Origin of the sequence: Kitasatospora sp. NPDC092948 (assembly GCF_044754805.1) — a bacterium.
In the GTDB taxonomy this organism is placed as follows: Bacteria; Actinomycetota; Actinomycetes; order Streptomycetales; family Streptomycetaceae; genus Kitasatospora.
Genome location: NZ_JBIVPU010000005.1, coordinates 354,337 through 381,026 on the forward strand (window position 1 = coordinate 354,337; position 26,690 = coordinate 381,026).

Consider the following 26,690-nt stretch of genomic DNA (forward strand, 5'->3'; position numbering starts at 1 on the left):
GCGAACAGCTAGGACACGGCCGGGCGCCCCCGCAGGAGTTGCACGATGTGCGGCCACGCCTCGGCGCCGAGCCGCTCGTCCGCCTCCGGCGTCCCCCCGTAGTCGAAGACCGTGGACGCCGGGGCCGGGCCCTCGCCGGGGAAGCGGATGCGGTGGCCGGCGTCGGCGCGTTCCACCACCTGCACGTCGAGACCGGCCTCGCGGCGGCGTTCGGCGAGTCGCCGGGCGAACGGGACGGAGGGCCACATCGCGTCGTCGCCGCCGGCGACCAGCAGCAGGTCGGCCCGGGTGCGTTCGACCGGGACGGCCGCCGCCGGGACCAGGTCGGCGAAGGTCTTCTCGCTCTGCTCGTACCAGTCGCGGATGGCCACCGGCTCGCCCTCCGGCTCGGACTGCGTCCAGGTGTCGTCCATCCCCACGAACGGAAGCGGCTGTCCCCGCCAGGTCCAGCACGAGCGCTGCGGGCGATCGGCGCCGTCCAGGCCCGGGCCGACGTTGTTCCACACCAGGGAGGTCGGCGACAGGGCCACCACCGCGTCCACCCGGGGGTCGTGAACGGCCGTCAGCATCGCCGCTTCCGCCCCCTTCGAGGTGCCGAGCATCCCGATCCGCCGCACCCCGTTCTGCCGCAGCAGGTCGACCGCCGCCGTGAACGTCTCCAGCGGCACCTCGCAGACGCCGGGCGGCTGGCCGGGGCCGCCGAACCAGCGGATCGCCAACGCCGTCAGCCCGGCCTCGGCGAGCAGCCGCGCCCGTACCCGTTCCACCCGCCCGCTGGATCCGGACAGCACCAGCACCCCGGCGCCGCTCCCGGCCTCCGGCGTGCACAGCACGCCCTCCCAGGGTTCCGTCAACTCGCGCTCCATGCAGGCCTCCAGCCCGAACTTCGACTCCGAACGGTCTCCCTCAGTGTGCACCAGGGGTGCGCGCCCTCCTTCGGAGGTATCCGGGTCGGCCTGAAGGGCGAGGTCCGCCTCGTTCCGTGGGACGACGAACTACGGGCGCCGTGGCGGCAGCGTTGGGTCCATGACAGTGAAGAGGAAACTGACTGATCATCAATCACGAAGCCAAATAGGCCGGTTGGCGTCCGGCGCGGCCGCTCTCGGGCTCGCCGCAGGCCTGCTCGCCGGGCTGGTCCCCGCCTCCGCGCAGGCCGCCGACACCGACCTGACGGCCGGCCACGGCGGCGGCTGGACCGCCAAGATCCGCCGGACCGAGTTCGGCGTCCCGCACGTCGTCGCCCAGGACTTCGGCGGCCTCGGGTACGGCTACGGCTACGCGTTCGCGCAGGACAACCTCTGCGAACTCGCCGACCAGGTGGTCACCGTGCGCGGCGAGCGCTCGCGCTGGTACGGCCCGGACGGCCGGGCCGTGGGCGGTCTGAGCAACCTGGAGAGCGACACCTACCAGCAGGGCCTGCTGCGCTCCGGGACGGTGCAGCGGCTGCTGGCCGAGCCCGCGCCGCTCGGTCCGACCGGCGAGGCCCGGCAGTTGGTCGACGGGTACGTGGCGGGGTTCAACCGGTACCTGCACGACACCGGCGTCAACCGCCTCCCGGACCCGTCCTGCCGGGGGAAGGGCTGGGTCGGGCCGATCGCCGCCGACGACCTCTGGAACATCCTCTACGACGTCAACACCCTTGCGGGCACGGCGAAGCACCAGGCCGCCACCGCCGTCCCGGGGGCCGGGGCGCCCTTCCCCGCCGCGGCCGTCGCCGTCGATGCGCCGGCCCTGCTGCCCCGCGCGGCCGACCGTCCCGACACCGGCAGCAACGCGTGGGCGATCGGACGGGACGCCGACCGCGACGGCAACGGCCTGCTGCTGGCCAACCCGCACCTGCCGTGGGTCGGCTCGGAGCGGTTCTACCAGGCCCAGTTGACCATCCCGGGCGTCCTGGACGTCGCCGGCGCCGGCCTCTACGGCATCCCGTTCGTGCAGATCGGCCACACCGACGGCCTCGCCTGGAGCCACACCACCAGCTACGCCGACCATGCGAGCATCTACCGGCTCACCCTGGTGCCGGGCGACCCGACCGCGTACCTGGTGGACGGCAAGGTCGAGCGGATGACCGCGACCACCGTCCCGGTCACCGTCCGGGCCGCCGACGGCGCCCTCTCCACCGTCCAACGGACCCTGTACCGCTCCCGACAGGGCTACGTGCTGGCCGACGGCTGGACGGACGAGCAGGCGTACACCCTGCTGGACGCCAACGCCGACAATCTCCGCTCGCTCAACGAGTGGCTGGCGATCGGCCGTTCGCACAACCTCGACCAGTTGCGCCAGGCCCAGCGCACCTACCAGGGCGCGCCGTGGGTGTACACCACGGCCGTCGACTCCACCGGGGCCGTGTACTTCACCGACTCCTCCGCCGTCCCGCACCTGCCCGACGCCCAGCGGTCGCACTGTCTGGTGCCCAGCCCGCTGCCCGGCGTGCTGGACGGGTCGACCACCGCCTGCGACCCGGGCAGCGACCCGGACGCCCGGGTGCCCGGCGTGTTCGGCCCGGCCGCCCACCCGCAGCTGAACCGCACCGACTACGTGGCCAACTCCAACAACGGCCCCTACCTGACCAACGCGGACGCGCCGATCACCGGCCTGCCCGCCGTCTACAACGGCGACCCGGAGCTCGCCTCGCGGCCCCAGCTGGGCCTGCGGATGATCGCCGACCGCCGGGCCGGCTCCGACGGCCTCGGCGCACCCGGCTTCACCCTCGGCTCGCTCCAGGCGACCATGTTCGGCAACCGCGTGCAGAGCGCCGAACTGGACCGCGACGACGCCGTCGCGCTGTGCCGCGCCCACCCGGCGATCACGGCGTCCGACGGCGCCCGGGTCGACGTGCGCGCCGCGTGCGACGTGCTCGCGGCCTGGAACACCCGGGGCGACGCCGACAGCCGGGGCACCGTCCTGTGGCAGGCGTACCGCGACGCGCTGGCGGCCACCGGCAGCACCGCCTGGCAGACGACCCCGTACGACCCGGCCCAGCCGCTGACCACCCCGCGCGGCATCGCCGCCGACAACGCCGACGCGCAGCGCGCGCTCGCCGACGCCGTCCGCGGCCTGGCGGCCCGCGGGCTGCCGGTGAACGCCGCGATCGGTGACGTCCAGCGCTGGGCGGGCATCCCGCTGCACGGCTGCGACGGCCGGATCGGCTGCTTCAACGTGCTGACGGCCGGGCCGACTTCGGGCGCGGGCGGCGGCACCTACCCGGCGGCCGGCGCGGCCCTGCCGCACGGCTCCAGCTTCGTGATGGCCACCGAGCTGACCCGGCAGGGCCCGCGCACCCGGACGCTGCTCACCTACGGGGAGTCCGCCGACCCGACCTCGCCGCACTTCACCGACCAGACCCGCCGCTACGCCGCCAAGCAGTGGGTCACCGAGCGCTTCACCGAGGCCGAGATCCGCTCCGCCCCGGGCCTGACCGTCACCACCCTGCACCGCTGACCGACCGCCGGACCCACGGTCTGACGGACCGTCCGACACACCCTCGCCCGTAGCAGACCGGGCCGCCGTCGTTCGCTCCGAACGGCGGCGGCCCCCTGCGGGCCGTCGACCGGCCGCCGGACAGGAAACGCCATCAGCAGCGGCCAAGAGACCGGCCTCGGCCGGGGCGGCATCGCACCTCACCGGCCGACGGGCACTCCGGCAGACCTCGCCCGGCAGATCGACCGGGCCGCGACGGCCGCCTTCGACCACGGCGTTGTCCACACGATGGGCCCGACCCTGGCCCTCCCCATCGCCGTGATCGCGCTCGGCGGAGGAACCTGCCACGCTCGACGCCTCGGCGGCGACGCCCGGAAGTTCCTGAGCGGCCGCCGACCTGCCGAGCTCGACCGCCAGGCGGCGCGGTGCACCGGAATCCTGGCCCTGATCGACGAACTTCCCTCGCAGCACGCCCTGTTGTACCGACGAGCCGCTGGCGGGAGCCATTCCGGACAGCTAGTATCCCGAATATGCGGACGAGCGAAGGCGTCGAGTGGGGCCTGCACTGCTGCCTCACCCTGGTGTGGCTGGGCGAGACCGATCCGGTGCCCTCGGCCCGACTGGCGGCGATGTTCGAGCTCTCGCCGACCTACCTCAACAAGGTCCTCCAACGTCTCACCCGAGCAGGCCTGTTGACCTCCACCCCGGGCCCGCGCGGCGGCGTCCGGCTGGCCCGCGACCCCGAACGAATCACCATGATGGACGTGGTGACGGCCGTCGAGGGCGCCGACCCGCTCTTCGCCTGCGCCGAGATCCGCCGGCAGGGCGCCTCCGCCGACGGCGCCCACCCCCGTGAATTCGCCCGCCCCTGCGGCATCGCCGCCGCCATGCGGCGCGCCGAACTCGCCTGGCGCCGCGAACTCGCCGCCCGCACGATCGCCGACCTCGCCCGGGACGCCGCAGTCACCACCGTCACGCGCGTCCGCAACAACTACGCCCGGCTCGCCTCCACCGCCTGAGAGGCGCACCACCGGGAGCATGGACGGCTGCGCGAAGGAAGACGCGCCTGCTTTCCGCGCCTGTTTTCCGCGCCTGTTTTCGCACGCCCAATTCAGGACATCTAACATCCCGAATAGCCGGAGCCCACCATGGCCAGCACCGTCAAACCCCCGCCCCCGCGCACCGCCACCCCGGACGGAGCCACTCTTCGACCCGCCGCCGTACTCGCGCTGGGCACCTTCGCCGTCGGCACCGACGCTTTCGTCACCGCCGGTTTCCTGCCCGCCATGGCCGCCGCGCTGCACGTCTCGACCGCCGCCGCCGGGCAGTCCGTCGGCCTGTTCGCCGCCGTGTACGCCCTCGCCTCGCCGCTGCTCGCCGTCGCCACCGCCCGCCTGCCCCGCCGAACGCTCCTGTTGGGGGCGCTCCTGCTGCTCGCCGCCGCCAACGCCCTGTCCGCGCTGGCCCCGAGCTACGGCGTCCTGCTCGGCGGCCGCGTCCTCGCGGCACTCGCGGCTGCCGCGTTCACCCCGACCGCCGGCGCGACGGCCGCCGGGCTGGCGCGAGCCGAGTCGCGGGGGCGGGCGCTGGCCGTGGTGATCGGCGGGCTGACGGTGGCCACCGCACTCGGGGTGCCGCTCGGACGGGTGGCCGCCGTCGGGCTGGGGTGGCGGGCGGCGCTGGGCGCGGTCGCGGCGCTGTCCGTACTGGGCGCGCTCGCCGTCGGCCTGACGCTCCCTCAACTCCCGGGCGCGGAGCCGGTTCCGCTGCGGTCGAGGCTGGCCGCCCTGCGCCGCCCGGGCGTACTCGCGGTACTGCCGCTGACGGTGCTCGGGATGGCGGCGTGCTACGTGCCGTACTCGTACAGCGTGCCGGTGCTCGCGGCGGTCGGAGTGTCGGGGCGGGTCGCGGTGCCGGTCGCGCTGGTGCTGTACGGGGCGGGCGCGGTGGCGGGCAACCTGCTGGCGGGGCGTTGGACGGACCGGGTGGGCCCGGTGCGGGTGCTGACGGTGGGCTACGCGGCGATGGCGGTGACGTTCGCGGCGCTGACCGCCCTCGCGGCGGAGCACGAGCGCCTGCGCAGTGCCGTCGCGGTGGGCGTGCTGGCGTTCCTGTGGGGCGCGAGCAGCTGGTGCCAGAGCCCGGCGCAGCAGCACCGGCTGCTTGCCGCCGCGCCGGAGCAGGCTTCGCTGGTGGTGTCGTTGAACTCGTCGGCGATCTACCTGGGCATCGGCGCGGGCACCGTGCTGGGCGGGTTGGCGCTGCCGTCGGGTGCGACGGCGGTGTTCGCGTCCGCGGCGGTGCTGGCGTGCGGCGCGGCGGGGCTCCTCCGAGTGACTGCGGTTCGGCGGGGCTCCTCCGGGTGAGCGCGGTTCGACGCCGTGCCGGAACTACATCCACATGAACGGCTGGCCGCCGATCGCGGCGGCGGACCGGGCGCTGGTGGCCAGCAGCTCGTCCGGGGCGTCACCGGGACGCTGATCGGCGTAGCGGGACACGATGAGGGTGATGTAGTGGCTGACCAGCTCGACCCGGGTCGCGGCCATCGGCCGGACGCCGGCCGCAGGGGCGACCAGCCCGTCGGGGAAGGTGAATTCGAACTCCGCCGCGTGGTCGTGGACCGCCTGAAGGGCCCGGGCGGCGGCGCCCGCGTCGGCGAAACGGAGCACGGTGACGCTGCTGATCACGGGCTGGTCGCTGCGGGTGAGGGCGACGCCCAGCCAGCCCTGGCAGTCGAGCTTGTCCAACAGGTTGTGCGTCTTGTCGTTCTGGACGCCCTGGCAGTCGGTACCGTCCCGGGCGGCGGTCCGGTGGGCCTTGAACTGGTCGGACTCGTAGCTGCGTTGACCGGGGAAGTACCGTTCGGCACCGAAGGACTGAGCCTCCGTCAGTGGTTTGGCGACCTGTCCGGGCGCGGCAGTCACGGTGGCGGGCAGCGTGCTGGTGGGGCCGAGTCCGGGCAGGATGTCGCCGGGGTGCGGCGTGGACACCACCCAGGCACCGCCGGCGGCCAGCACCGCGACGACGCTCCACATGACGGCCAGGCGTCTGCGCTCGCCGACGGCCCGATGCCTGGTCACCGGCAGGTCCTCGGCGGCGCCTGTTGGCGCGTCCCCCTGGATGGTCATGGCGCCGATTCTAAGCAGGTCATCCGTCAATCCCACCTTCGGGTCGGACGTACCGGAAGCACCCTTGCCACCGGCCGCATGCACCGCACATTCGACTTGTCAGCAGATAGGCGGTTATGTCCAACTTGCGGACGGCGGCCGGACACTGGACGGGCGTCAGAAGCTCACCCGCACCGCGTCCGGTTTCGCGAACGGCATCATCTCCCAGCCCACCGGCCAGCCCCGCTCGTCACACCCCGCCACGGCCTCCGCCTCGATCAGCCGAGGGATCCGCCGCATCCACCAGCGGCCGCCGCCGGGCCCGGGCCACGGAATCGTGGCGGCACGGAACCGCTCGTCCAGCCGGCGGAGCTCCGGCTCCCACGCCTCCCTGACCGGAACGGCCAGCTGCGGCCACTCCGCCGCCAGCGCCGTACGGCACCCGAGGTCGTTGCTGAACTCCGGCCAGGACCACGAGCACCCCTCCTCGGCCTCCTCCACCTGCTGCTGCCATCGCGTCATCAACGCGCTGATCGCACCGGGCGACCCGCCGTCCCGCCGACCGGGACCGGCCAGTACCACCTCACCGACTCTCCGGCCCACGGACTCACCGGCCGAGGCCCGGCACCCACACCAGGCGCAGGACGTCGATGGTGCGCTCGTCCGGGTTGACGAACAGTTCGGCGGTGACGGACGGGGCCAGCACCGCGCTGCGCAGGTCGCCCCACTCGTCGACGGCGGAGCCGGCCCGGTCGTCGAGCGTCACCAGCGCGGCGGTGACCAGGGCGAACAGCAGGTCGTCCGCTTTGGAGATCTCGACCATCGCTTGGGCGGGCTGGTCCTGGAGCCAGACCCGCCATCCCTTCACGCGACAGCCCCGACCGACCGGCCGGCGGTGAGCACGGGGCCGACGGCCGCCCGGAACCCGGACCGGTCGCTGCCGTACGCCGCGGACATCGCCCGCAGCCACCACGACGTGATCACGGCCTCCCGGTCCTGCGGATCCTCGACCGGCCCCAACTCGGCGTAGAACCGCGCCCGTTCGTCATACGTGAGCGCGTGCTCGATGCCGTTGATGCTCCGCGGCACCCGCAGCGTGCCGGACTCCGCCATTGCCGTCATGCTTTGCCCTCCCGTCCCGATGCCTCCGACCGTACCTGCGCCCGCGCGATCCGTCTGCCACCTTTCCCCAACAACTCCCCTGCTCCGGCCGCCGACGGGCCCGTCCCGCACACACCTTCCCGATTTCCCGCGACACCACTCGCCGGTGAACGCCCCGGGCCGTCCGGTTCTCCTACGATGGGGGCCGCCAATGGTCCGGGAGACAGGGGCTGGCCGCAATGACGGGCGACACCACCGGAATTGATCCGTCGAAGCCGAGCATCGCTCGCATCTACGACTATCTGCTCGGCGGTTCGGACAACTACCCCGCCGACCGCGAGATCGGCGACTTCTTCCGCCATGACCTGCCCGGCTCGGTGACGGTTCCGATCGAGAACCGCAGGGCCCTGATGCGCGCCGTGCGTGCGATGACCCAGCACGGCATCCGCCAGTTCGTCGACATGGGCAGCGGCCTGCCCACCGCCGACAACGTGCACCAGGTGGCCCAACGGCACCGCACCGACGCCCGCGTGGCCTACGTCGACAACGACCCGACCGTCCTGGCACACGGCCGCGCCCTGCTGGCCGCCGACGAACGCACCACGCTGATCCGGGCGGACGTACGCGAACCGGAGAGCATTTACCGCCACCCCGACGTAACACATCTGATCGACTTCGACCAGCCGGTGGGCATCGTCTTCAGCGCCGTTCTGCACCACCTCACCGACGCCGAACACCCCGCAGACCTGGTCCGCTGGTGGACCGAGCGAGTGCCGTCGGACAGCCTGGTCTACCTCTCGCACTTCCGCTCCGCCGACAACGAACAGACCCGGATCGCCGAACAGAAGCTCCAAGACGCCTTCGGCCGCGGCCGCTGGCGCACCGACCAGGAGATCACCGCCCTGTTCGGCGACCTGGAACTGCTCTCCCCCGGCCTGGTGAACTGCCCACTGTGGCGGCCGGATCCCGCCCCGGCCGCCGACGCCCGGGCCGAACAGGGTGAACGAGGCGAACGGGGTGAACGGGGCGAACTGACGGTCTGGGAGCAGATGATCTCCTGCGCCCTCGCCCGCAAGCCGTAACCGGCTCGCCCGGCGTGTCACGGCCGTCCAGGTCGGGCGCCTCGTCGTCCTCCGGGTCGGAGAGCATCACGGCGGCACGGCAGTGGCGACCCGCCCCGGCCGCCGTCGGCTTTCCCGGCCGGGGCCCCGGGCCTGACGGAAGGCCCGGCGGTGCGGTCCTGCGGCGGCCGTCGCGCCGGGCAACCTCGCCGGCCGTCCGATTCGACGTCCGCCACCGCGTGTGACGCATGTCTCGTCGGGGTTTGCAGGCCGGTTAATACCGTCAGATGGTGCGTAAAGCGGCAGGTCAGGGGGTGTTGTGACTACTCGCACACGCTCCGGGCGATCTTCTGGCGGGTTCCCTCTGGCGGACGGCGGTGCCGCCCGGGCAGGATCGGGCCATGGATCTCCTCGACACGCTGACCGACAAGGGCCTTCGCCGGGAACTGCCCACCCGCGAGGAGGCGCTGGCCGTACTGGCCACCACGGATGACGAGCTGCTGGATGTGGTCGCCGCAGCGGGGCGGGTGCGCCGCCAGTGGTTCGGGCGACGGGTGAAGCTCAACTACCTGGTGAATCTGAAGAGCGGGCTGTGCCCGGAGGACTGCTCGTACTGTTCGCAGCGCCTCGGATCGAAGGCGGAAATCCTCAAGTACACCTGGCTGAAGCCGGAACAGGCTGCCGAGGCCGCGGCCGCGGGTGTCGCCGGCGGGGCCAAGCGCGTGTGCCTGGTGGCCAGCGGGCGCGGGCCGACGGACCGGGACATCGACCGGGTCGCGGACACCATCGCCGCCATCAAGGGCGCGGACGAGCAGGTCGAGGTGTGCGCCTGCCTGGGCCTGCTGTCGGACAATCAGGCCGAGCGGCTGAAGGCGGCCGGCGCCGACGCGTACAACCACAACCTGAACACCTCCGAGGGCACCTACGGCGACATCACCACCACCCACACCTACGCGGACCGGGTGGACACCGTCACGAAGGCGCACGGCGCGGGCCTGTCCGCCTGCTCGGGCCTGATCGCGGGCATGGGCGAGAGTGACGAGGACCTGGTCGACGTGGTCTTCGCGCTGCGCGAGCTGGACCCGGACTCGGTGCCGGTGAACTTCCTGATCCCGTTCGAGGGCACCCCGCTCGCGGAGGAGTGGAACCTGACGCCTCAGCGCTGCCTGCGGATCCTCGCGATGGTCCGGTTCGTCTGCCCGGACATCGAGGTGCGGATCGCCGGTGGCCGCGAGGTGCACCTGCGGTCGATGCAGCCGCTGGGCCTGCACATCGCCAACTCGATCTTCCTCGGCGACTACCTGACCAGCGAGGGCCAGGCCGGACAGGCCGACCTCGACATGATCAAGGACGCCGGCTTCGAGGTGGAGGGCACCGAGCAGACCACCCTGCCCCGCCACCGCGCGGCGGCGGCCGGCGGCTGCGGCGGCGAATCGGCCTGCGGCAGCGGCGCGTCGGCCTGCGGCGACCACAGCGAGGACGCCGGTTGCGGGACGGGCGCCTGCGGCCCGTGCGGCGGCCACCGGGCCGAGGCGGACGAGGCGGGTGCGGACGAGGCGAGCGCGGACGCGGACGAGGCGCGCACCGACCTGGTGCGGGTCCGCCGCCGTGGCGCGGGCACCGAACTGGCGCCGAACGCGTGAGGGACGCACAGCAGTTGCTCGACCTGGACCGGGCGCACGTCTGGCATCCGTACGGTCCGATGCCGGGGACGGTCCAGCCGTTCGTGGTGGAGTCGGCCGCAGGCGTGCGCCTGCGGCTGGCCGAGCCGGTGGGCGGGCACGAGGAGCTGATCGACGGGATGTCGTCCTGGTGGGCGGCGATCCACGGCTACCGGCACCCGGAGCTGGACGCGGCGGTCCGCGACCAGCTGGGCCGGATGAGCCACGTCATGTTCGGCGGCCTGACACACCGTCCGGCGGTCGAACTCGCCGTCAAACTGGTGGAGTTGACGCCCGAGCCGTTGCAGCACGTGTTCCTCGCCGACTCCGGTTCGGTGGCGGTCGAAGTGGCACTGAAGATGTGCCTGCAGTACTGGCAGTCGCTCGGGCGGCCGGAGAAGCGTCGGGTGCTGACCTGGCGCGGCGGCTACCACGGCGACACCTTCCACCCCATGTCGGTGTGCGACCCCGAGGGCGGGATGCACCACCTGTGGGGCGGGGTGCTGCCCCGTCAGCTGTTCGCCGCCGAGCCGCCCGCCGGGTACCACACCGAGGCCGACCCGGAGTACCTGGCGCACCTGGCCGACCAGATCGAACGCCACGCCGGCGAGCTGGCCGCCGTGATCGTCGAGCCGGTGGTGCAGGGCGCGGGCGGAATGCGCTTTCACTCCCCCGCCTATCTGACCGCACTGCGGGAGCTGTGCGACGCGCACGACGTCCTGCTGGTCTTCGACGAGATCGCCACCGGCTTCGGCCGCACCGGCGAACTGTTCGCCGCCGACCACGCGGGCGTCTCCCCGGACGTGATGTGCCTCGGGAAGGCGCTGACCGGCGGCTACATGACGCTGGCCGCGACCCTGTGCACGAGCAGGGTCGCGGAGGGCATCTCGCGCGGCGAGGTCCCGGTGCTGGCGCACGGCCCGACGTTCATGGGCAACCCGCTCGCCACCGCCGCCGCCAACGCCTCGATCGACCTGCTGCTGCGTCAGGACTGGCGCACCGAGGTCAAGCGCATCGAGTCGGCACTGCGCGGCGCGCTCGCCCCGTGCGCCGGGCAGCCCGGGGTGCGGGACGTCCGGGTGCTGGGCGCGATCGGCGTGGTCCAGTTGGACGCGCCGGTCGACATGGCGGCGGCGACCGCGGCCGCCGCCGAACAGGGCGTGTGGCTGCGCCCGTTCCGCGACCTGATCTACACCATGCCGCCGTTCGTCACCGGGGACGCGGACGTGGCCGCGATCGGCCGCGGCATCGCTGCCGCCGCTGCCGCGTCCCACGCCGCCGACGCCGCGCACAGCACGCCTGGTACGCACGGCAGCTGAACCACCGCTCCACCGTTCTGAGGAAGCACCATGTCGCCCGTTCTGTTCGTCACCGGCACCGGCACCGAGGTCGGCAAGACCGTCACCACCGCGGCCCTCGCCGCGCTCCGCACCGATCCGGTGGCGGTGCTCAAACCCGGCCAGACCGGGCTGGCGCCGGGCGAGCCGGGGGACGTGGACGAGGTGGCCCGGCTGGCCGGGTCGCTGGTGCACGGTGTCGAACTGGCCCGCTACCCGGAGCCGTTGGCGCCCGACACGGCCGCCCGCCGCTCCGGTCTGCCGACCCTGGCGCCGGACGACGTGGCGAAGGCCGTGGCCGACCTCGCGGACCGCTTCGGGGCGGTGCTGGTGGAGGGCGCGGGCGGCCTGCTGGTCCGCTACGACGAGCAGGGCCGAACGCTGGCCGACCTCGCCGCCGCCTGCGAACTCGCGGGCGTTCCGGTCGAGTTCCTGCTGGTCGCGGCGGCCGGCCTGGGCACCCTCAACACGACGGCGCTGACCGCGGAGGCGCTGCGCCACCGGGGCCTGGCACTGCGCGGAGTGGTGGTCGGCAGCTGGCCGACCGACCCGGACCTCGCGGCCCGCTGCAACCTCGCCGACCTGCCCTCCGCCGCCGGCGCCCCGCTGCTGGGCGCGCTGCCGACGGGCGCGGCAGCCGCTCAATCCCCGGCCGCCTTCCGCGAGTTGGCCGCATCCTCACTCGCCCCGGCACTGGGCGGCCACTGGGACGCCGAGGCCTTCGCGACGGCGCACCACCCGGGCTGAGCAGACGGCGGGACCCGCGTTCGGGTCCCGCCGTTTTCTGCTGCTACCCGTCAACTCCCCTGCCACTTCCCACCCGCCCGCGCCTGCCCGTCTGCTCCGGCCCGCCTGTTCCTGCCCGTCAGCCTGCGGGAGCCGGGGGCGGGCAGCCGGGTGACCAGCAGTCCGCCCTGCTGCGAGGCGATGGTGTACCTGTCGCTGACGGCGCCGACAGCAGCAGGGGTGACAACCGTTCAGAGTCCAACACCCACCCGAGTGCTTACGCCCTGTCAGCTCCCGTCCGACCCTCTCCCCCGTCGCCGATCACCCGGGCCACCAACTCGTCGACCAGCGCGGCGCGCTGCTCGGGTGTGAACAGCTCGGGCAGGGCGAGGCGTTCCAGGATCAGCCAGTTCAGGCCCAGGTAGAGCAGTTGGACCGCGGTGGCGTCGCCCGGCAGGCCACTGGCCAGGTGGTAGTCGATGTTGAAGCGCAGGTCCGCGCCGATCCGCCGGGTGACCGCCTCGCGCAGCTCGGGGCGGCGCAGCGCGGCCAGTCGCAGCTCCAGCAGGGCGAGGAAGCCGGTCGGGAAGTCGGCGATCCGGTCGACGAGTTGGTGCATCAGCTCGGCGACCCGGGCGGTGTCGCGCGGCCCGGCCAGGCCCTGCGCGAGGGCCTCGGGATTGTCGCCGAGGCGCTCGTAGACCCGCTCGGCGCACTGGGCGAGCAGGGCGTCGCGGTTGGCGAAGTAGTTGGAGGCGGTGCCGGCCGGGACGGCGGCGCGCTGGTCGACGGCGCGGAAGGTGAGGCCGCGGGCGCCTTCCTCGGCGAGGACCTCGATCGCGGCGTCGAGCAGGGCCGCGCGTCGTTCGGGGTTGCTTCTGGCCATGCTCTTGTCACCACTCCACTCGTAGTGCTACGGTCCTACCACTCCAAGCAGAGTACTACAGACAGAGTGGTACTTGCTTCTTCGAGAGGCTCTGGATGCGAAAGCTCGTGTACTACGTCGCCGTCTCCATCGACGGTTTCATTGCCGGCCCGTCCGGCGAGTTCGACTTCTACCCCCAGCCGGACGACATGGTGGAGTACCTCCGGTTCGAGTTCCCCGAGACGATGCCGAGCCATGTCCGGCCCCACATCGGCCTCGACGGGGTGCCCAACAAGCGCTTCGACACCATACTGATGGGCCTCGGCACCTACCGCCCCGGCCTGGACATCGGCGTCACCAGCCCGTACGCCCACCTCAAGCAGTACGTGATCTCCTCCACCCTCCCCGAGCCCACCGACCCGGCGGTCACCGTGGTCCGCGCCGACCCGCTGGGCCTGGTACGGGAGTTGAAGCAACAGCCCGGCGACGGCGACATCTGGCTGTGCGGCGGCGCCCGACTCGCGGGCGAGCTGCTCCCGGAGATCGACGAACTGATCTGGAAGCGCTACCCCGTGGTGGCCGGCGCCGGCCTCCCCGCCTTCGCCGGCGAGTTCCGACCGCGCCCGTTCACCCCGGTCGAGACGCTGACATTCAGCAACGGCGGCACCGTCACCACCTACCTCCCGGCCGAGTAGCCCTGCATAGCGCAGGCCGACACTCGCCACCGGCGTCGCGGGGCCCGGCGGCCCCGGACCCGGACCCGGACGGGATCGAGTTCGTCGTCGGCTGTCCGCGCGAGCCGGCCCACTACATCGACCAGTGCGTCGAGGGTTCGTTCTACGATCACCCGTCGCAGGACGCCCACCGCCGGTACCTCGCCGCCCTGCCCAGGCCCGTCCGGTCCCGTGGCCTGGGCTACCTCGCCTCCCGCAACCTCGCCGTCGAACTCGCCTGCCACGCTGCGCTCCGCACCCTCACCGCCATCGAGGGCCTGCTCGACACGCCGGCCGGTCAGGGCCTGGTCGCGCGCTGCGAGGACTTCGGTGCGGAGTTGGTCGAGACGCTGAAGTGGCTTGCGAAAAACGGTCATTGACGGACAGTCATTTCACCAGGGAGGGTGGCGAGTTCGGCCGGGGTGAGGACGAGGTCCGCTGCGGCGGCGGAGTCGCGGATGGAGGCGGGGCGGCGGGCGCCGGGGATCGGGACGGCGGTCGGGGAATGCGCCAAGTGCCAGGCGAGGCAGATCTGTTGGGCGCTGACTCCGTGTGCTGCGGCCAGCGTGTGGAAGGGCGTGGCGGTCGGTGGGGTGGGGGCGTCCGGGTCGTCGACGGCGCTGCGGGAGATGCCGCCGAGCGGGCTCCAGGGGAGGAAGGCCAGGCCGAGGTCACCGCACAGGTCGAGGGTGTCGCGGGTGTCCTGGTGGGCGGGTGAGAAGCGGTTCTGCACCGAGACCAGCAGGTCGCCGAGGATCTCGCGGGCGGCGAGGATCTGCGCGCAGTCCACGTTGGAGAGGCCGGCCGCCCGGATCGTGCCCGCGTCGGCGAGGTCGCGCAGCGCTCCGACCGAGTCGGCGAACGGCACGTCGGGGTCGGGCTTGTGCAACTGGTAGAGGCCGATCGCCTCGACGCCGAGGCGGGCCGCCGAGGCCTCTGCGGCGCGGCGCAGGTGGCGCGGGTCGCCGTTGACCGTCCACGAGCCGTCGCCGGGCCGGCCCCGGCCGCCCTTGCTCGCCACCAGCACGTGGTCCGTGCCGCCGCCGTACGTCGCCAGGGCGCGGGCGATCAGCCGTTCGTTGTGGCCGACTTCGTCGGCGTGCCAGTGGTAGCTGTCGGCGGTGTCGATCAGCCGCACGCCGGCGTCGAGGGCGGCGTGCAGGGTGGCGATCGCCTGCGTCTCGTCGGGGCGGCCCTCGACGGACAGCGGCATCGCGCCGAGTCCGATCGCGCCGACGGGGACGCCTCCGACGGTGCGGGGGCTGCGCTGCTCGTTCACGTCTGTCCCGGTTCCTCTCCGGTCCGTGGACCGCTGTTGATCGTTCTCGGTGAGCAGCCTGCCGGGCTCCGGACATCAGCGGTAGTGTCGACCTGAATGCTCTGTATCAAGGAGAACTGTTGATCGACGTTCAACGGCTGGCCGTCCTGCGCGAGGTGGCCCGCCGGGGCAGCTTCAACCAGGCCGCCGCGGCACTGCACTGCACGGCCTCGGCGGTCTCCCAGCAGGTCGCCGCGCTGGAGCGCAGCCTGGGCGCGCCCGTGGTCGAACGGTCCACCCGGGGTGTGACGTTGACGGAGACCGGGCGGGTGCTGGTCGAGGCGGCGGACTCGATCGCGGCCGAACTCGCCGACACCGAGCAGCGGATCACCCGGCTGACGGCCGCCCGCACGGCGTTCACCGTGGCGACCTTCGCCAGTGGCGGGCGGCGGCTGCTGCCGGGCGCGTTGGCCGGGTTCGTCACCGATCATCCGGAGGTGGAGCTGACCATCCTGGAGGCCGAGCCGGAGGACAGCCTGCCCGCCGTCCGCGAGGGCCGCGCCGATCTCGCGCTGGCCTACCACCTGGACGGCCCGCCGCCGGCCCGCACCGGCGACCGGTCCGGCCTGGACTGGACGCCACTCGCCGAGGACCCGCTGCGGGTGGTCCTCCCCCGCCGCCACCCGCTCGCGCGGGACGCCCGTCCGGCGGCCCTGCACCTGGCCGAACTCGCCGATCAGCGCTGGATCCTGGGCTGCCGCAAGTCTGCGGGGCAGCTGGCCCGGTTCGCCGCGCTGGCCGGGGTGGACCTGCGGATCTCCTGCACCGCGACGGACTACGAGTTCGCCCAGTCCCTGGTCCGGTCGGGAGTCGGCATCGCCCTGATCCCGCAGATCGGGCTCGCCGACCACCCCGAGCTGGTCTCCGTCCCGCTGGCCGAACCCGCCCCGCGCCGCCACCTCGGCCTCGCCCTCTCCCGCCGCCGCCGCGGCGAGCGGGCCCGCCTCGCCGAGGACCTGGCCGCCCGGCTCACCGCCGAGGCCCGCGCCCTCCCCCGCTGACGCCGAACGGGCGGCACTCCGTCACCACCGGCCCCGCCCGCCCGTTGAACGTCCGTCAGCCCGTCACGCCCCGGAGGACCTCACCATGCGCACCGCCCTCACCACCCTCGCCGCCCTCCTCCTCGCGGCCACCCCGACCGCCGCCGCCACCGACACCCCGGCCCCCGCCCCGACGCCGACCGTCAACCAGGGCTACAGCGTCCCGGTCGGCGCCATCACCGACCTGGGCGCACTGCCGATGCTCGGCGGACTGGGCTACGACTTCGCCCACCTGATCGGCCAGTAGCGCACCTGGCGTGGATGCGCCGGGCCGATCGGGTGCCGTGATCACTTCCGAGCGCGGGGCCACGAGGGACGCGGTGGACCAGGCGCTGTTCGGCCTGAACGCGGTGTCGGCGGTGGCACCACTCGGGCGGCGCCGCCCAGCCGATTGGAGCGGAGCGGCGCGATCGGCCATGCGTCCACCACCCGGCTCGGCAGGCGCCTCGTCGACTACGCCACCCGCCGACCTCAAAACCCGTCAATATCTGCCATATTGACGATTGATCAGGTCAACGGCCGGGTCCAGCGGCGCCAACTGTCCTCGCGCCCGTACCCGGCCGCATGCCAGGCCGACTGCCCGAGTTCGTTGTTCTCCAGCACCATCGCGTCGGCCCGGCGCCCGCCGAGCTCCTCGAAGCGGGCGTGCGCGGCGGCGAGCAGTGCGCCGCCGATGCCCCGGCGGCGCGCCGACGGGTGGACGGCGAGCCGGTACAGGTGGCAGCGCCAGCCGTCCCAGCCGGCTATCACGGTGCCCAGGATCGCGCCGTCCCGCTCGGCGAGGATCAGCGCGTGCGGGTCGCGGTCCAACAGCCGTGCCACGCCCGCCCGGTCGTCGCTGATGCTGGTGCCCTCGGCGGACTGCGCCCAGAACGCCAGCACCGCGTCGATGTCGTCGGGTACCGCGGCCCGGAGTTCGTATTCGTTCATGCGCCCGTTGTCTATCAGCGGGAACGCCCTCGGCACCAACCATTTACGGCCCCGCCCTTGACGGCACGACCCCCGCCCCAGCAGGGTGTGGGCCACTCCCTCGCACCGCTTCCCGTCCCGACTCCCCCGGAGATGGCATGCGTGCACCCAGAACCCCCCACCGTCACCGCCTCGACGGCCTGCCGATCGGCCTCGCGGCCGGCGTGCTCGCCCTCGCTGCGGCGGCTCTCGGCTCTCCTGCGGCGGCGGCGCTGCCGACCGTCGACGTGGTCGACAACGGCCACTTCAACCAGGGCAACCGGATGGTGGCCTGGAACTGCGAGAGCGGCCTGGTCCTGCCGCCGTCGGACGCGTTCGGCGAGTTGGCCGGCTACCCGACCGACGTCAGTTTCGCGGGCTGCACCCAGACCGTCACCGTCGAGCCGAACTCCACCTACCGGCTCAGCGCCCGCGTCAAGGGGCCGTACGTGTTCGCGGGCGTCACCGGCTCCGGGACGGCGGACGTCGCCCTCTGGTCGAACGAGACCGACTGGAACACGCTGAACGGGACGGTCACCACCGGTCCGAACACCCGCACGCTGACGGTGTACTTCCACGGCTGGTACCAGCAAGGGCCGTACCGGATCAGCGCCTTCGAGCTGTGGGGCCCTGGGCAGCCGCAGGCCACCTGCAGCCCGATCCCGCTCGACAACACCCAGCCGCCGTCGGCCGACCCCTGCTACCTGACGCCGACCCCGAGGCCCAGCTGGACCCCCGCCCCGACCGAGACCTGACGGTACGTCAGGCACGCAGCGCCCACACCGTGGTGGTCTTCACCGCCGCGTCCTCCAGGTCGGCGGCAACCGGGACGACGTACTCGGCCAGCGCGGTGAAACGCTCGCGCGGCAGGTAGGCGCGGCCCGGGTCGCCGACCACCACGGTGGCGCCCCGAGCGGCGGCGCGCTCCAGGAACGGCAGGAAGCGTGCCGCCATCGCCCGCTCGTAGAACACGTCGCCGGCCAGCACCACCTGGCAGCCGCCGCCGTCACCGTCCAGCACGTCCGCCAGCTCCGCCGTCACCGACACGCCGTTGACGTCCGCGTTCACCGCGATCGCCGCCACCGCGTACGCGTCGATCTCCGCCGCCCGCACCCGCGACGCGCCGCTCAGCGCCGCCGCGATCCCGACCAGGCCGGAGCCCGCCGCCAGGTCCAGCACGCTGCGCCCCGCCACCAGTTCGGGCCGGTCCAGCACGTGCCGGGCCACCGCGACACCGCCCGCCCACGGGAACGCCCAGAACGGCGGCGGCAGGCCGATCTCGCCGCGCTCCCGCTCGGTGACCTCCCACAGCGCGATCGCGTCCTGCGCCATGTGCAACCGCACCTCGGGCACGAACGGCACCGGCCCGGGCCGGGTGTGGGCGCGCACGAACTCCGCATCGACGGACCCGGTCTGACGGTCCGCAGTACCCGCCCTCACGGCGGTGTCGTTCCCCATGGCGCACAGCCTAGGGCCAGTGATCACCGCCACCGCACCGCCGCCGTACCGCCCGACGGGCACCGGGTGCTCACACCGCACGTACCGTTTCGATACCGAAGCCGGGATGAGCTGCGGAAACGCTCGCTCCGCGAAGGACGCCCGAGTACGATCCGGGCAGACGCCCCGGTTCACGGCACACGGTAGTGCCAGGCCACGGGCGGCGGCTCGCGCGGGGGCGCGCGCCCGGCACCACACGCCGACGCGCCGCAACCCGCATTTCACGGCACGCGCGCAGGGCAGTCGCGCGAAGCGGAAGGGCAGCGACTTGGCGGATCGTCTTACCGGTGGGGACTCCTCACTGCTGCGGCGGATCAACGCGGCGGTCACCCTGCGGTCGTTGCGTGACGGACAGGCCGTCACCCTCACCCAACTCGTGGGCGACACCGGCCTGTCCAGACCCACCGTCGAGGGCGTCATCGAAGGACTGCTGGAGTCCGGGCTGGTCGCCGAAGTGGAACACGTCCAGGAGTCCGGCCGTCAACGCGGCCGCCCGGCCCGGTGGTTCCGGTTCCGCGCCGAGGCCGGACACGTCCTCGGCATCGAAATCGGCGTCCACGACCTGCGGGTGGTCCTCGCCGACCTGGCCGGCGAGGTGGTCACCAGCTACGCCAAGCCCCTCGACGAGACGATGGAGGCCGAGGAGCGGCTCACCCAACTCCGCACCACCGTCGCCGAAGTGCTGCGCAAGGCCGGCGTCTCCCGCGACAGCCTGTGGGAGGTCGTCGTCGGCACCCCCGGCATCGTCGACCGCGAAGGCGTCGTCCGGCTCGGCACCGCGATGCCCGGCTGGACCGGCCTCGACCTCGGCGCCCGGCTGCGCCGCTCCTTCCGCTGCCCGGTGGTGATCGAGAACGACGCCAACCTCGCCGCCATTGCGGAACATTGGAAGGGCGCCGCCGTCGGCAAGGGCGACGTGGTGTTCGTGATGGCCGGCCTCAGCCCCGGTGCCGGCTCGCTGATCGGCGGCCGGCTGCACCGCGGCTTCGGCGGCGCGGCCGGCGAGATCGGCGCCCTCCACCTGCTCGGCCGCCAGGCCACCCCCGAACGCCTGCTCTCCACCACCGGCCAGCCCCTCGACCCACTGGACGAGGCCGCGGTGGCCCGGGTCCTGCGACTCGCCCGGGAGGGCGACCAGGTCGCCCAGGTCGCCATGGACCGCTTCCTCAGTCGCCTCGTCCACGACGTCACCGCGCTCGTCCTCGCCCTCGACCCCGAACTCGTCGTGGTCGGCGGCTGGGCGGCCGGCCTGGACGGCGTCCTGGAACCGCTGCGCGAACAGCTGGCCCGCTACACGCTGCGCGCGCCCGAGGTGGCACTCGCCGCACTCGGCTCCGAGGTCGTCGCGATGGGCGCGCTGCGGATCGCCCTCGACCACGTCGAGGAGCAGCTGTTCGCGGTGGACCCGCCGACGGCCGGGCGGTAGGGGCTTCGTCGCAGCAGACGGGGCCGGGCCCGGTCTGCCGGCCGTTGCGGCAGGCGGGGCCCGGCCTGCCGACCGTTGCGGCAGACGGGGCCCGGTCTGCCTGCTCGGCCTCGTCAGGGCAGGCAGATCAGTTCGTAGGCGCCGGCAAGCCGGTCGCGGGCGTGGGTGCGCATCCGGTGCGCGTAGCGGCGGTCGTTCTTGAGCGCGTCGTAGCCCCCGCCCGCGGCGCGGCCCAGGATCCCGGCCGTATCGGCGAGGTACGCGTCGAAGCCCGGGTACATCAGCATGGCGCACGGCAGGTCGTCGACGTCCAGCGCGAACACCGGGTACTCGCCGAGCTCGTCGCGCTCGCCGTTCGGCCCCAGCGCGAGGATGCGGCGCGAGTCGGAGCCGCCGGGCAGCAGGAAGCAGTCGCCGAAGCGCTCCGAGAACGGTTCGAAGCACGAGCCCCACGGCTCGCCGAACTCGGCCGCGGCGAGCTCGCCGAGCGTGCGCGGCGCGAGTCGGCCGTCCTCGTCGAACCAGCCGTGCCGCGCCAACATGCCGCCGTCGTACGCCAGCCAGGCCCGCAGGCTCGGCGGCAGCGGGTGTCCGCCCGGGAACGCGTCGACGCTGCGCGGCTGCGGCTCGCCCTCCACCCACGGCCCGGCGAACGGGTTGTGGTCGAGCACCGGCCGCGACGGGTCGACGGCCACGGCGGCGATCACCCGCTCGATCAGCGCGCTGCCGTGGTCCCTCCGGTTGCCCCTCGGGTCCTCGCTCCGACGGGTCGAACTCATCGCCGCGCCACCCCTGTTCACCGTTCTGCGGTCAGTGCGCAGCAGCGTACGGGACAGCGCCGACAGCCCGTCAGGAAGTCTCCCGACGGGCTGTTCCCGCCTGTGGCGGCTCGGTTCAGGACGCGGCGGTGGCCGCGACGGGGGTGCCGGTGGCGACCTGGACGGCCGCGCCGGACTCGCCGAAGGTGAGCTTGCAGGTGTCGGCGCGGTAGGTGGCGACGCCGACGGCCGCCAACCGGCCCGCCGCGGCGTACTGGGTGGTGACCACCAGCACCGGGGTGCCCGGGGGGCGCTCCAGCAGGCCGGCCTCGGCGGACTCCGCCACACCCAGCTCGACCGAGCGGGACTCGCCGTCGGCGCCGAGCCGCTCCAGCTGGCGCAGCACGCCGCGGGCGTGGTCGCTCTCGTCCACCACCACGGCCAGGTGCGGCAGGCCGGCGGCCGGGACGTGCAGCGATTCGACGGCGACCGTCACGCCCTGCACGATCCGCAGCCGGCGCACGGTGTGCACCTGCTCGCCCTCGGCGACGCCGAGGGTGTGGGCCAGCGCGGCGGAGGCGGCGACGGTGGTGCAGTCGACGACCTTCCACTCCTGCCCGCGGGCGGCTCCGACCCGACCGGCCTCGCGGTCGCCGACCGGGACGCCGACGCGCGGGGCGGCGACCAGGGTGCCGATGCCGCGGCGGCGGACCAGGCGGCCCTCCAGCTCCAGCTGGTCGAGCGCCTGCCGCAGGGTGGCGCGGGCCACACCGAAGCGCGCCGAGAGCTCACGCTCGTTGGGCAGCACCTGACCGGTGGAGAACTCGGCGTCCATGGTGCGCAGCAGCACTGTGCGCAGGTGCCAGTACTTCGGCTCCGCAACCGCCGTGAGCGTTCCTTGCCCCACCGTGTCCTCCACCCTGAAGGGCGGCGGCCCGCCACGGCTCCCCGGTTTCGGCAGGTGGGGAGGGCGGGCTTTATCCGTCCTTCTTTATTAAAGGTCTTTGCAGTAAGTGACAGTAGGGGGTGCCCGTGGACATGGTCAAGACCAATGGGAAGGGTTCCTGTCGGACTGTCCGAAACGGTGTGTAACCGCGACCCGGTACCCTCACTGGGTGAAGAGTGTTTCCACCGTCAACGTCAACGGCATCCGGGCAGCCGCCAAGAAGGGCTTCCTGGAGTGGATCGACGACACCAAGTCCGACGTCGTCTGCCTACAGGAGGTCCGCGCCGAGGCCGAGCAGTTCGGCGAGGTGCTGGCCCGGCTCGACGGCTGGCACGCGGTCTGGGCACCGGCCGCGGCGAAGGGCCGCGCCGGAGTCGCCGTCCTCTCCCGCCGGGAGCCGGACGCCACTCGCATCGGCTTCGGCTCCGCCGAGTTCGACACCTCCGGCCGCTACGCCGAGCTCGACCTCCCGGGCCTGACCGTCGCCTCCCTGTACCTCCCCTCCGGCGAGGTCGGCACCGAGCGGCAGGACGAGAAGGAACGCTTCATGGCCGAGTTCCTGGTCCACCTCGGCGCCCTCCGCACCCGCGCCGCCGCCGAGGGCCGCGAGGTCCTGGTCTGCGGCGACTGGAACATCGCCCACCGCGAGGCCGACCTCCGCAACTGGAAGGCCAACCAGAAGAAGGCCGGCTTCCTCCCCGAGGAACGCGCCTGGCTCTCCCGCGTCCTCGACGACCACGGCTACGTCGACGTCCTCCGCCGCCACCACCCCGACCAGGACGGCCCCTACTCCTGGTGGTCCTACCGCGGCCGCGCCTTCGACAACGACGCCGGCTGGCGCATCGACTACCAGATGGCCACCCCCGCCCTCGCGGCCCGCTGCACGGACGCCCGCATCGAACGCGCCGCGACCCACGGGGAGCGCTGGTCGGACCACGCGCCGGTGACGGCCGTCTACGACCTGCCCTGAGCAGCCCGGACCTCCGGGGAGCCAGTCGGTCGGTCCGGGGGCTTGTCGGTGGGGCTCGCTAATGTTCGCACCCTGATCATCATTTCGAGGACAGGGGTGGAACTGTGCGGCACCGGGAGTTCGGCGACGGCGGCTCGGACGGGTTCGGGGTGGCCGGGGCCGCCGGCCCCGAGGACGAGGACGTCTTCGTCATGCCGAACGCCTGGCGGCGGGCCCTGATACCGCGCCGGGGCGGCATCCCCCGGAAGCCGTCCGCGCCGGGGACGAACCCGGTGACCTCGTACCGCGAGGGGCTGCGGCAGCGGGGGGACTGGCTGGAGCAGGCGCTCACCTCGGAGCACAGTGACCCGGAGCTGGTCGCGGCCGCCCGCGCCCACCGGTCCGGCAGCCGGGACCCGCTCGGTGCGGCGGTGATCGCCGCCGCGTTCTCGTATCTCGGCGGCGACGGGCTACGGACGGCCGTGGACGCCTGGGTGGCGGAGTTCGGCCTGCCGTTCGCGGCCAGGGCCACCGTCGAGCTGTTCCCGATGGCGGTCGAGACCGACTGGGTCCGCCAGATGTCCGTCCACCCCCGCGTCCGGCGCGCGGCCGGCCCGAGGCACGGCGCGTACCGTCCCGCCGCGGACCGGGTCCGGTCGCTGCTGGCGGACTGCGACGAGGAGACCCATCGCGCGGCGGTCGAGGCCCTTGCGGGCTGCCGGAACGACCTGTCCCGCCTGGTCGTGGCCGCGTACCTGGTGCCGTCCGAGACCGCCTGGGTCGAGGAGTGCCTCGCGTCGGGCTCCCGATTGGCCGCCGCCGAGTGGTCGATGGTGCTGTGCTCGCTCTCCTCGGCGGAACCGCTGGAGAAGCTCCTGCCGCTTCCGAGCCTGGCCTACAACGTATGGTCCACCGAGATCATCGCGACCGTGGCGGAGAGCCTCGGCGGCGACGCAGCACCGGTGATGCTGCACGATCTGGTCACCAACTACCACAACAAGGACAGCAGGAGGAGGATCCTGGAGGCGCTCGCCGAGCTCCCCTCCGACGAGGGCTTCCGCGGGCTGCTGATCCAGCAGGACGGCATCAATTCCACCCGCGCCGCCCTCCTGGCCGGTCTCCGCCGCTTCCCCCGGCGGGCCCTGCGCCTGCTCGCCGAGGCCGCGGTGTCCTCCACCGACCCGGCCGCGCAGCAGCTCGCCCGGCAGCTCCTCACCGGCCATGTCGCCGTCCACCGCGCGGCCGCGCTCGAACTGCTGCCGGAGCTGACGCCGGAGCAGGCGGCCCTGGTCGAGCAGCTCACCGACCTCGGCGAGCGGGTGCCGGAGGTCGGCCTCGACTCGCTGCCGGAGCTGTTCACCAGCCCGCCGTGGACGCGGCCGCGCACCGCCGGCAAGCCCCGCGTGCTGACCGGCCTCGGCGCGCCGCAGGAACCGCAGCTGCGCTGGCTGCCGGGTGAGCGCGAGGCCTGGGCGGAGCACCCAGAGCCCTGGTACGCGGACTGGTCGGACGACCAGTGGCGGCGGGTCGCGGCCACGATCCGGGCCAGGGCCGGGCAGCCCGAGGACACCCGGCAGCGCGGCGAACAGTACGCCGAGGTCGCGCTGTTCATGCACGGCGACGAGGAGTTGGTCCGGCCCCTGCTCGCGCACTGGCGCGCCGGTGAGCGCCTCGGGTACACCTCCGGGGACTCCCTGCGCTGCATCGCCGCCCGCTTCGGGACGGACGCCCTCGAACCGATCCTGGCCGCGGCGACGGCGAACCCGACCACCCGCGCACCCCTGCTGCTTCCGTACCTGGACATCCGGGTCGCCGGGACCATGGCGGACTGGCTGGTGCGCCTCAAGTCGGCCGGGGACACCGCGCGTTCCTGGTTCGTCCGGCACGGCGTGGACGCGGCCCGGTTGCTGGTGCCCGCCGCGCTCGGGAAGGCCGGGCCGGCCCGGCACAGCGCCGAGCAGGCCCTGCGGGTGATCGCCGAGGCGCACGGCGAGGCGGCGGTGCGCGCGGCGGCCGGTGCGTACGGGCCGAAGGCGGAGCAGGCCGTGGGCACGCTGCTGTCGGCCGACCCGCTGGTGACCGCGCTCCCGGCGAAGCTGCCCCCGCCCAGCGACTGGGCGGAGCCGGTGGCGCTGCCGCAGCTGCTGCTGCGCGGCGGCGAGGGCGCCCTGCCCGCCGAGGCGGTGCGGCACGTGCTCACCATGCTCGCGGTGTCCGCGCCGGGGGCCTTCTACCCCGGCCTCGACGAGGTGGACCGGCTGTGCGAGCCGCAGTCGGTGGCGGAGTTCTGCTGGGCGTTGTTCGAGCGGTGGCGGCTGGTCGGCATGCCCGTCCAGGACGGCTGGGCGCTGCACGTGCTCGGCCGGTTCGGTGACGACGAGACGGTCCGCCGGCTGACGCCGGTGCTCCGCGCCTGGCCGGGCGAGCGGGCGCACCACCGGGCGGTGGACGGCCTGGAGGTGCTGGCCGCCATCGGCACCGACCTGGCCCTGCTGCACCTGCACGGCATCGCCCAGCGGGTGAAGTTCAAGGCGCTCAAGACCCGGGCCCAGGAGAAGATCTCCGAGGTGGCGGCCGGTCTCGGCCTGACCGGGGAGCAGCTGTCCGACCGTCTGGTCCCGGACTTCGGGCTGGACGCCGACGGGACCACCGTCGTCGACTACGGCACCCGGACGTTCACGGTCGGCTTCGACGAGCAGCTCAAGCCGTACGTGTTGGACGCGGCCGGCGCCCGCCGCAAGGACCTGCCCGCCCCGGGGGCGCGGGACGACGCCGAGCTCGCGCCCGCCGGGCGCAAGCGCTTCGCCGCGCTCAAGAAGGACGTCCGCGCGGTGGCAGGAGACCAGATCCGCCGGCTGGAGCAGGCGATGGTCGCCCAACGCTCGTGGACGGCGCAGGAGTTCGACCAGCTCTTCGTCGGGCATCCGCTGCTGTGGCACCTGGTGCGCCGCCTGGTGTGGCTGTCCGGGACGGGCGGCACGGTGACGGCGTTCCGCGTCGCCGAGGACCGCACCCTGGCGGACGTCCGGGACGAGGCGTTCGCGCTGCCGGCCACGGCCTCCGTCCGGCTGGCGCACCCGCTCCTGCTCGGCGACGATCTCGCCGACTGGGCGGAGCTGTTCGCCGACTACGAGATCCTGCAGCCGTTCCGTCAGCTCGCCCGTCCGGTGCACGCGCTGACCGACGAGGAGCGTGCCGGCCACCGCCTGACCCGCTTCGAGAACGGTCCGGTGCTGCCCACCGCCCGGCTGGTCGGCCTGGAACGGCGCGGCTGGCGGCGCGGCGAGCCCCAGGACAACGGCATCGAGTGCTGGCTGTCCCGCCAGGTCGGGCCCGACCTCTACGTGGTGATCGCCCCCGAGGAGGGCATCGCCGTCGGCATGTTCGACTCGTACCCCGAGCAGCGGCTGGAAACGGTGTGGCTCGACCGGCGCCCCGGCAACTACTGGACCCACAACCACACCTTCCCCACCTTCGCCGAGCTCGACCCGGTGATCGCCTCCGACGTGATCGCCGACCTCACCGAACTCACCACGCTGTGACACCCCGCCTCCCTCTCGGCCCCCGCCGAGAGGGAGGCTCGACGGCGGCTACCCCGGCCTGGCGGCCTGGCAGGCGGTGTCCGAACACGGAAAGGTGACTGCCGATCAGCGGGTGCTGATCAACGGTGCGGGGGCGGCGTCGTGACACAACTCGCCAAGCACGCCCGGGCCGAGATGATCGCCACGGCCAGTTCTCGCAGGCCGTACGCCGTACGCCGTACGCCGTACGCCGACAAGAGGCGGACCACATGATCGACTACACCGCCGGTCCGGCC

25 protein-coding genes are annotated in these 26,690 nt (G+C 73.5%); 14 read left to right on the forward strand and 11 right to left on the reverse strand.

Going from position 1 to position 26,690, the window contains the following annotated elements; genetic code table 11:
• Positions 1 to 8 precede the first annotated feature (8 nt).
• The gene (locus ACIQF6_RS18630) at positions 9 to 917 is read right to left on the reverse strand and encodes an acyl-CoA thioester hydrolase/BAAT C-terminal domain-containing protein (RefSeq protein ID WP_400896151.1); all 909 of its coding nucleotides are present in this window, start codon (positions 915 to 917) and stop codon (positions 9 to 11) included.
• Between the two features lie 163 nt (positions 918 to 1,080).
• On the opposite strand from ACIQF6_RS18630, the gene ACIQF6_RS18635 reads away from it, so the two are divergent.
• From ACIQF6_RS18635 to ACIQF6_RS18645, 3 genes are all read left to right on the forward strand, one after another.
• Complete coding sequence (locus tag ACIQF6_RS18635) at positions 1,081 to 3,441, forward strand: penicillin acylase family protein (protein WP_400896153.1); 2,361 nt, start codon at positions 1,081 to 1,083, stop codon at positions 3,439 to 3,441.
• Positions 3,442 to 3,950: 509 nt separating this feature from the next.
• Positions 3,951 to 4,439: an RrF2 family transcriptional regulator gene (locus ACIQF6_RS18640; protein ID WP_400896155.1), complete on the forward strand. Its 489-nt coding sequence runs from the start codon at positions 3,951 to 3,953 to the stop codon at positions 4,437 to 4,439.
• Positions 4,440 to 4,568: 129 nt separating this feature from the next.
• Positions 4,569 to 5,786 carry an MFS transporter gene (locus ACIQF6_RS18645; RefSeq protein ID WP_400896157.1) on the forward strand — a complete coding sequence of 406 codons (1,218 nt, stop codon included), beginning with the start codon at positions 4,569 to 4,571 and terminating at the stop codon, positions 5,784 to 5,786.
• 24 nt (positions 5,787 to 5,810) lie between these two features.
• Here the strand turns inward: ACIQF6_RS18645 and ACIQF6_RS18650 are convergent, their stop codons facing one another.
• The 4 genes from ACIQF6_RS18650 to ACIQF6_RS18665 form a co-directional block, all read right to left on the reverse strand.
• Positions 5,811 to 6,548: a hypothetical protein gene (locus ACIQF6_RS18650; RefSeq protein WP_400896159.1), complete on the reverse strand. Its 738-nt coding sequence runs from the start codon at positions 6,546 to 6,548 to the stop codon at positions 5,811 to 5,813.
• A gap of 156 nt (positions 6,549 to 6,704) precedes the next feature.
• Positions 6,705 to 7,049 carry a hypothetical protein gene (locus ACIQF6_RS18655; RefSeq protein WP_400896161.1) on the reverse strand — a complete coding sequence of 115 codons (345 nt, stop codon included), beginning with the start codon at positions 7,047 to 7,049 and terminating at the stop codon, positions 6,705 to 6,707.
• An 85-nt stretch (positions 7,050 to 7,134) separates the two neighbouring features.
• Positions 7,135 to 7,395: a hypothetical protein gene (locus ACIQF6_RS18660; RefSeq protein ID WP_400896163.1), complete on the reverse strand. Its 261-nt coding sequence runs from the start codon at positions 7,393 to 7,395 to the stop codon at positions 7,135 to 7,137.
• Positions 7,392 to 7,649 carry a hypothetical protein gene (locus tag ACIQF6_RS18665; protein ID WP_400896165.1) on the reverse strand — a complete coding sequence of 86 codons (258 nt, stop codon included), beginning with the start codon at positions 7,647 to 7,649 and terminating at the stop codon, positions 7,392 to 7,394. Before ACIQF6_RS18665 ends, ACIQF6_RS18660 begins: the two co-directional genes overlap by 4 nt.
• A gap of 218 nt (positions 7,650 to 7,867) precedes the next feature.
• Here ACIQF6_RS18665 and ACIQF6_RS18670 point away from each other — a divergent pair, with 218 nt between their 5' ends.
• The 4 genes from ACIQF6_RS18670 (at position 7,868) to bioD (ending at position 12,434) form a co-directional block, all read left to right on the forward strand.
• Positions 7,868 to 8,710, forward strand: coding sequence for an SAM-dependent methyltransferase (locus tag ACIQF6_RS18670; RefSeq protein WP_400896167.1), 843 nt, complete (start codon positions 7,868 to 7,870; stop codon positions 8,708 to 8,710).
• A 380-nt stretch (positions 8,711 to 9,090) separates the two neighbouring features.
• Positions 9,091 to 10,332, forward strand: coding sequence for a biotin synthase BioB (gene bioB, locus ACIQF6_RS18675; RefSeq protein ID WP_400896170.1), 1,242 nt, complete (start codon positions 9,091 to 9,093; stop codon positions 10,330 to 10,332).
• Between the two features lie 59 nt (positions 10,333 to 10,391).
• Positions 10,392 to 11,669, forward strand: a complete 1,278-nt coding sequence (locus ACIQF6_RS18680) for an adenosylmethionine--8-amino-7-oxononanoate transaminase (RefSeq protein ID WP_400896413.1) — start codon at positions 10,392 to 10,394, stop codon at positions 11,667 to 11,669.
• Between the two features lie 30 nt (positions 11,670 to 11,699).
• Positions 11,700 to 12,434 (forward strand): dethiobiotin synthase, encoded by a 735-nt coding sequence (gene bioD / locus ACIQF6_RS18685; RefSeq protein ID WP_400896172.1) that lies wholly within the window; start codon positions 11,700 to 11,702, stop codon positions 12,432 to 12,434.
• Between the two features lie 256 nt (positions 12,435 to 12,690).
• On the opposite strand, the gene ACIQF6_RS18690 is transcribed toward bioD, so the two are convergent.
• Positions 12,691 to 13,299, reverse strand: a complete 609-nt coding sequence (locus ACIQF6_RS18690; protein ID WP_400896174.1) for a TetR/AcrR family transcriptional regulator — start codon at positions 13,297 to 13,299, stop codon at positions 12,691 to 12,693.
• Between the two features lie 95 nt (positions 13,300 to 13,394).
• Here ACIQF6_RS18690 and ACIQF6_RS18695 point away from each other — a divergent pair, with 95 nt between their 5' ends.
• Positions 13,395 to 13,973 carry a dihydrofolate reductase family protein gene (locus ACIQF6_RS18695; protein ID WP_400896176.1) on the forward strand — a complete coding sequence of 193 codons (579 nt, stop codon included), beginning with the start codon at positions 13,395 to 13,397 and terminating at the stop codon, positions 13,971 to 13,973.
• Between the two features lie 391 nt (positions 13,974 to 14,364).
• Here the strand turns inward: ACIQF6_RS18695 and ACIQF6_RS18700 are convergent, their stop codons facing one another.
• Positions 14,365 to 15,270, reverse strand: a complete 906-nt coding sequence (locus ACIQF6_RS18700; RefSeq protein ID WP_400896178.1) for an aldo/keto reductase — start codon at positions 15,268 to 15,270, stop codon at positions 14,365 to 14,367.
• A 119-nt stretch (positions 15,271 to 15,389) separates the two neighbouring features.
• On the opposite strand from ACIQF6_RS18700, the gene ACIQF6_RS18705 reads away from it, so the two are divergent.
• Together ACIQF6_RS18705 and ACIQF6_RS18710 are read left to right on the forward strand one after the other, a co-directional pair.
• The gene (locus tag ACIQF6_RS18705) at positions 15,390 to 16,310 is read left to right on the forward strand and encodes a LysR family transcriptional regulator (protein ID WP_400896180.1); all 921 of its coding nucleotides are present in this window, start codon (positions 15,390 to 15,392) and stop codon (positions 16,308 to 16,310) included.
• An 85-nt stretch (positions 16,311 to 16,395) separates the two neighbouring features.
• Entirely contained in the window at positions 16,396 to 16,596 is a 201-nt protein-coding gene (locus tag ACIQF6_RS18710) for a hypothetical protein (protein WP_400896182.1), read from the forward strand.
• Positions 16,597 to 16,856: 260 nt separating this feature from the next.
• On the opposite strand, the gene ACIQF6_RS18715 is transcribed toward ACIQF6_RS18710, so the two are convergent.
• Complete coding sequence (locus tag ACIQF6_RS18715) at positions 16,857 to 17,279, reverse strand: GNAT family N-acetyltransferase (protein WP_400896185.1); 423 nt, start codon at positions 17,277 to 17,279, stop codon at positions 16,857 to 16,859.
• A 137-nt stretch (positions 17,280 to 17,416) separates the two neighbouring features.
• On the opposite strand from ACIQF6_RS18715, the gene ACIQF6_RS18720 reads away from it, so the two are divergent.
• A complete protein-coding gene (locus ACIQF6_RS18720) occupies positions 17,417 to 18,052 on the forward strand; it encodes a carbohydrate binding domain-containing protein (protein WP_400896187.1) in 636 nt (211 codons plus the stop codon).
• A gap of 7 nt (positions 18,053 to 18,059) precedes the next feature.
• Here the strand turns inward: ACIQF6_RS18720 and ACIQF6_RS18725 are convergent, their stop codons facing one another.
• Entirely contained in the window at positions 18,060 to 18,755 is a 696-nt protein-coding gene (locus ACIQF6_RS18725) for a class I SAM-dependent methyltransferase (RefSeq protein ID WP_400896189.1), read from the reverse strand.
• A 307-nt stretch (positions 18,756 to 19,062) separates the two neighbouring features.
• On the opposite strand from ACIQF6_RS18725, the gene ACIQF6_RS18730 reads away from it, so the two are divergent.
• Positions 19,063 to 20,220, forward strand: coding sequence for an ROK family protein (locus ACIQF6_RS18730; RefSeq protein ID WP_400896191.1), 1,158 nt, complete (start codon positions 19,063 to 19,065; stop codon positions 20,218 to 20,220).
• Positions 20,221 to 20,333: 113 nt separating this feature from the next.
• On the opposite strand, the gene ACIQF6_RS18735 is transcribed toward ACIQF6_RS18730, so the two are convergent.
• Together ACIQF6_RS18735 and ACIQF6_RS18740 are read right to left on the reverse strand one after the other, a co-directional pair.
• Entirely contained in the window at positions 20,334 to 20,999 is a 666-nt protein-coding gene (locus ACIQF6_RS18735; RefSeq protein ID WP_400896193.1) for a hypothetical protein, read from the reverse strand.
• A gap of 115 nt (positions 21,000 to 21,114) precedes the next feature.
• Entirely contained in the window at positions 21,115 to 21,885 is a 771-nt protein-coding gene (locus ACIQF6_RS18740) for a GntR family transcriptional regulator (protein ID WP_400896195.1), read from the reverse strand.
• Between the two features lie 208 nt (positions 21,886 to 22,093).
• On the opposite strand from ACIQF6_RS18740, the gene ACIQF6_RS18745 reads away from it, so the two are divergent.
• Complete coding sequence (locus ACIQF6_RS18745) at positions 22,094 to 22,894, forward strand: exodeoxyribonuclease III (RefSeq protein ID WP_400896197.1); 801 nt, start codon at positions 22,094 to 22,096, stop codon at positions 22,892 to 22,894.
• Positions 22,895 to 22,998: 104 nt separating this feature from the next.
• Positions 22,999 to 26,415 (forward strand): DUF4132 domain-containing protein, encoded by a 3,417-nt coding sequence (locus ACIQF6_RS18750; RefSeq protein WP_400896199.1) that lies wholly within the window; start codon positions 22,999 to 23,001, stop codon positions 26,413 to 26,415.
• Positions 26,416 to 26,690 lie beyond the last annotated feature (275 nt).

What these genes read in the sequence shown, in the direction of transcription:
- ACIQF6_RS18695 (WP_400896176.1), top strand. Translation starts at nt 13,395, where the DNA reads ATGCGAAAGCTCGTGTACTACGTCGCCGTCTCCATCGACGGTTTCATT.
- ACIQF6_RS18735 (WP_400896193.1), bottom strand. Translation starts at nt 20,999, where the DNA reads ATGAGTTCGACCCGTCGGAGCGAGGACCCGAGGGGCAACCGGAGGGAC.
- ACIQF6_RS18725 (WP_400896189.1), bottom strand. Translation starts at nt 18,755, where the DNA reads ATGGGGAACGACACCGCCGTGAGGGCGGGTACTGCGGACCGTCAGACC.
- bioD (WP_400896172.1), top strand. Translation starts at nt 11,700, where the DNA reads ATGTCGCCCGTTCTGTTCGTCACCGGCACCGGCACCGAGGTCGGCAAG.
- ACIQF6_RS18645 (WP_400896157.1), top strand. Translation starts at nt 4,569, where the DNA reads ATGGCCAGCACCGTCAAACCCCCGCCCCCGCGCACCGCCACCCCGGAC.
- bioB (WP_400896170.1), top strand. Translation starts at nt 9,091, where the DNA reads ATGGATCTCCTCGACACGCTGACCGACAAGGGCCTTCGCCGGGAACTG.
- ACIQF6_RS18650 (WP_400896159.1), bottom strand. Translation starts at nt 6,548, where the DNA reads ATGACCATCCAGGGGGACGCGCCAACAGGCGCCGCCGAGGACCTGCCG.
- ACIQF6_RS18665 (WP_400896165.1), bottom strand. Translation starts at nt 7,649, where the DNA reads ATGACGGCAATGGCGGAGTCCGGCACGCTGCGGGTGCCGCGGAGCATC.
- ACIQF6_RS18710 (WP_400896182.1), top strand. Translation starts at nt 16,396, where the DNA reads ATGCGCACCGCCCTCACCACCCTCGCCGCCCTCCTCCTCGCGGCCACC.
- ACIQF6_RS18690 (WP_400896174.1), bottom strand. Translation starts at nt 13,299, where the DNA reads ATGGCCAGAAGCAACCCCGAACGACGCGCGGCCCTGCTCGACGCCGCG.
- ACIQF6_RS18715 (WP_400896185.1), bottom strand. Translation starts at nt 17,279, where the DNA reads ATGAACGAATACGAACTCCGGGCCGCGGTACCCGACGACATCGACGCG.
- ACIQF6_RS18655 (WP_400896161.1), bottom strand. Translation starts at nt 7,049, where the DNA reads ATGACGCGATGGCAGCAGCAGGTGGAGGAGGCCGAGGAGGGGTGCTCG.
- ACIQF6_RS18640 (WP_400896155.1), top strand. Translation starts at nt 3,951, where the DNA reads ATGCGGACGAGCGAAGGCGTCGAGTGGGGCCTGCACTGCTGCCTCACC.
- ACIQF6_RS18720 (WP_400896187.1), top strand. Translation starts at nt 17,417, where the DNA reads ATGCGTGCACCCAGAACCCCCCACCGTCACCGCCTCGACGGCCTGCCG.
- ACIQF6_RS18680 (WP_400896413.1), top strand. Translation starts at nt 10,392, where the DNA reads ATGCCGGGGACGGTCCAGCCGTTCGTGGTGGAGTCGGCCGCAGGCGTG.
- ACIQF6_RS18670 (WP_400896167.1), top strand. Translation starts at nt 7,868, where the DNA reads ATGACGGGCGACACCACCGGAATTGATCCGTCGAAGCCGAGCATCGCT.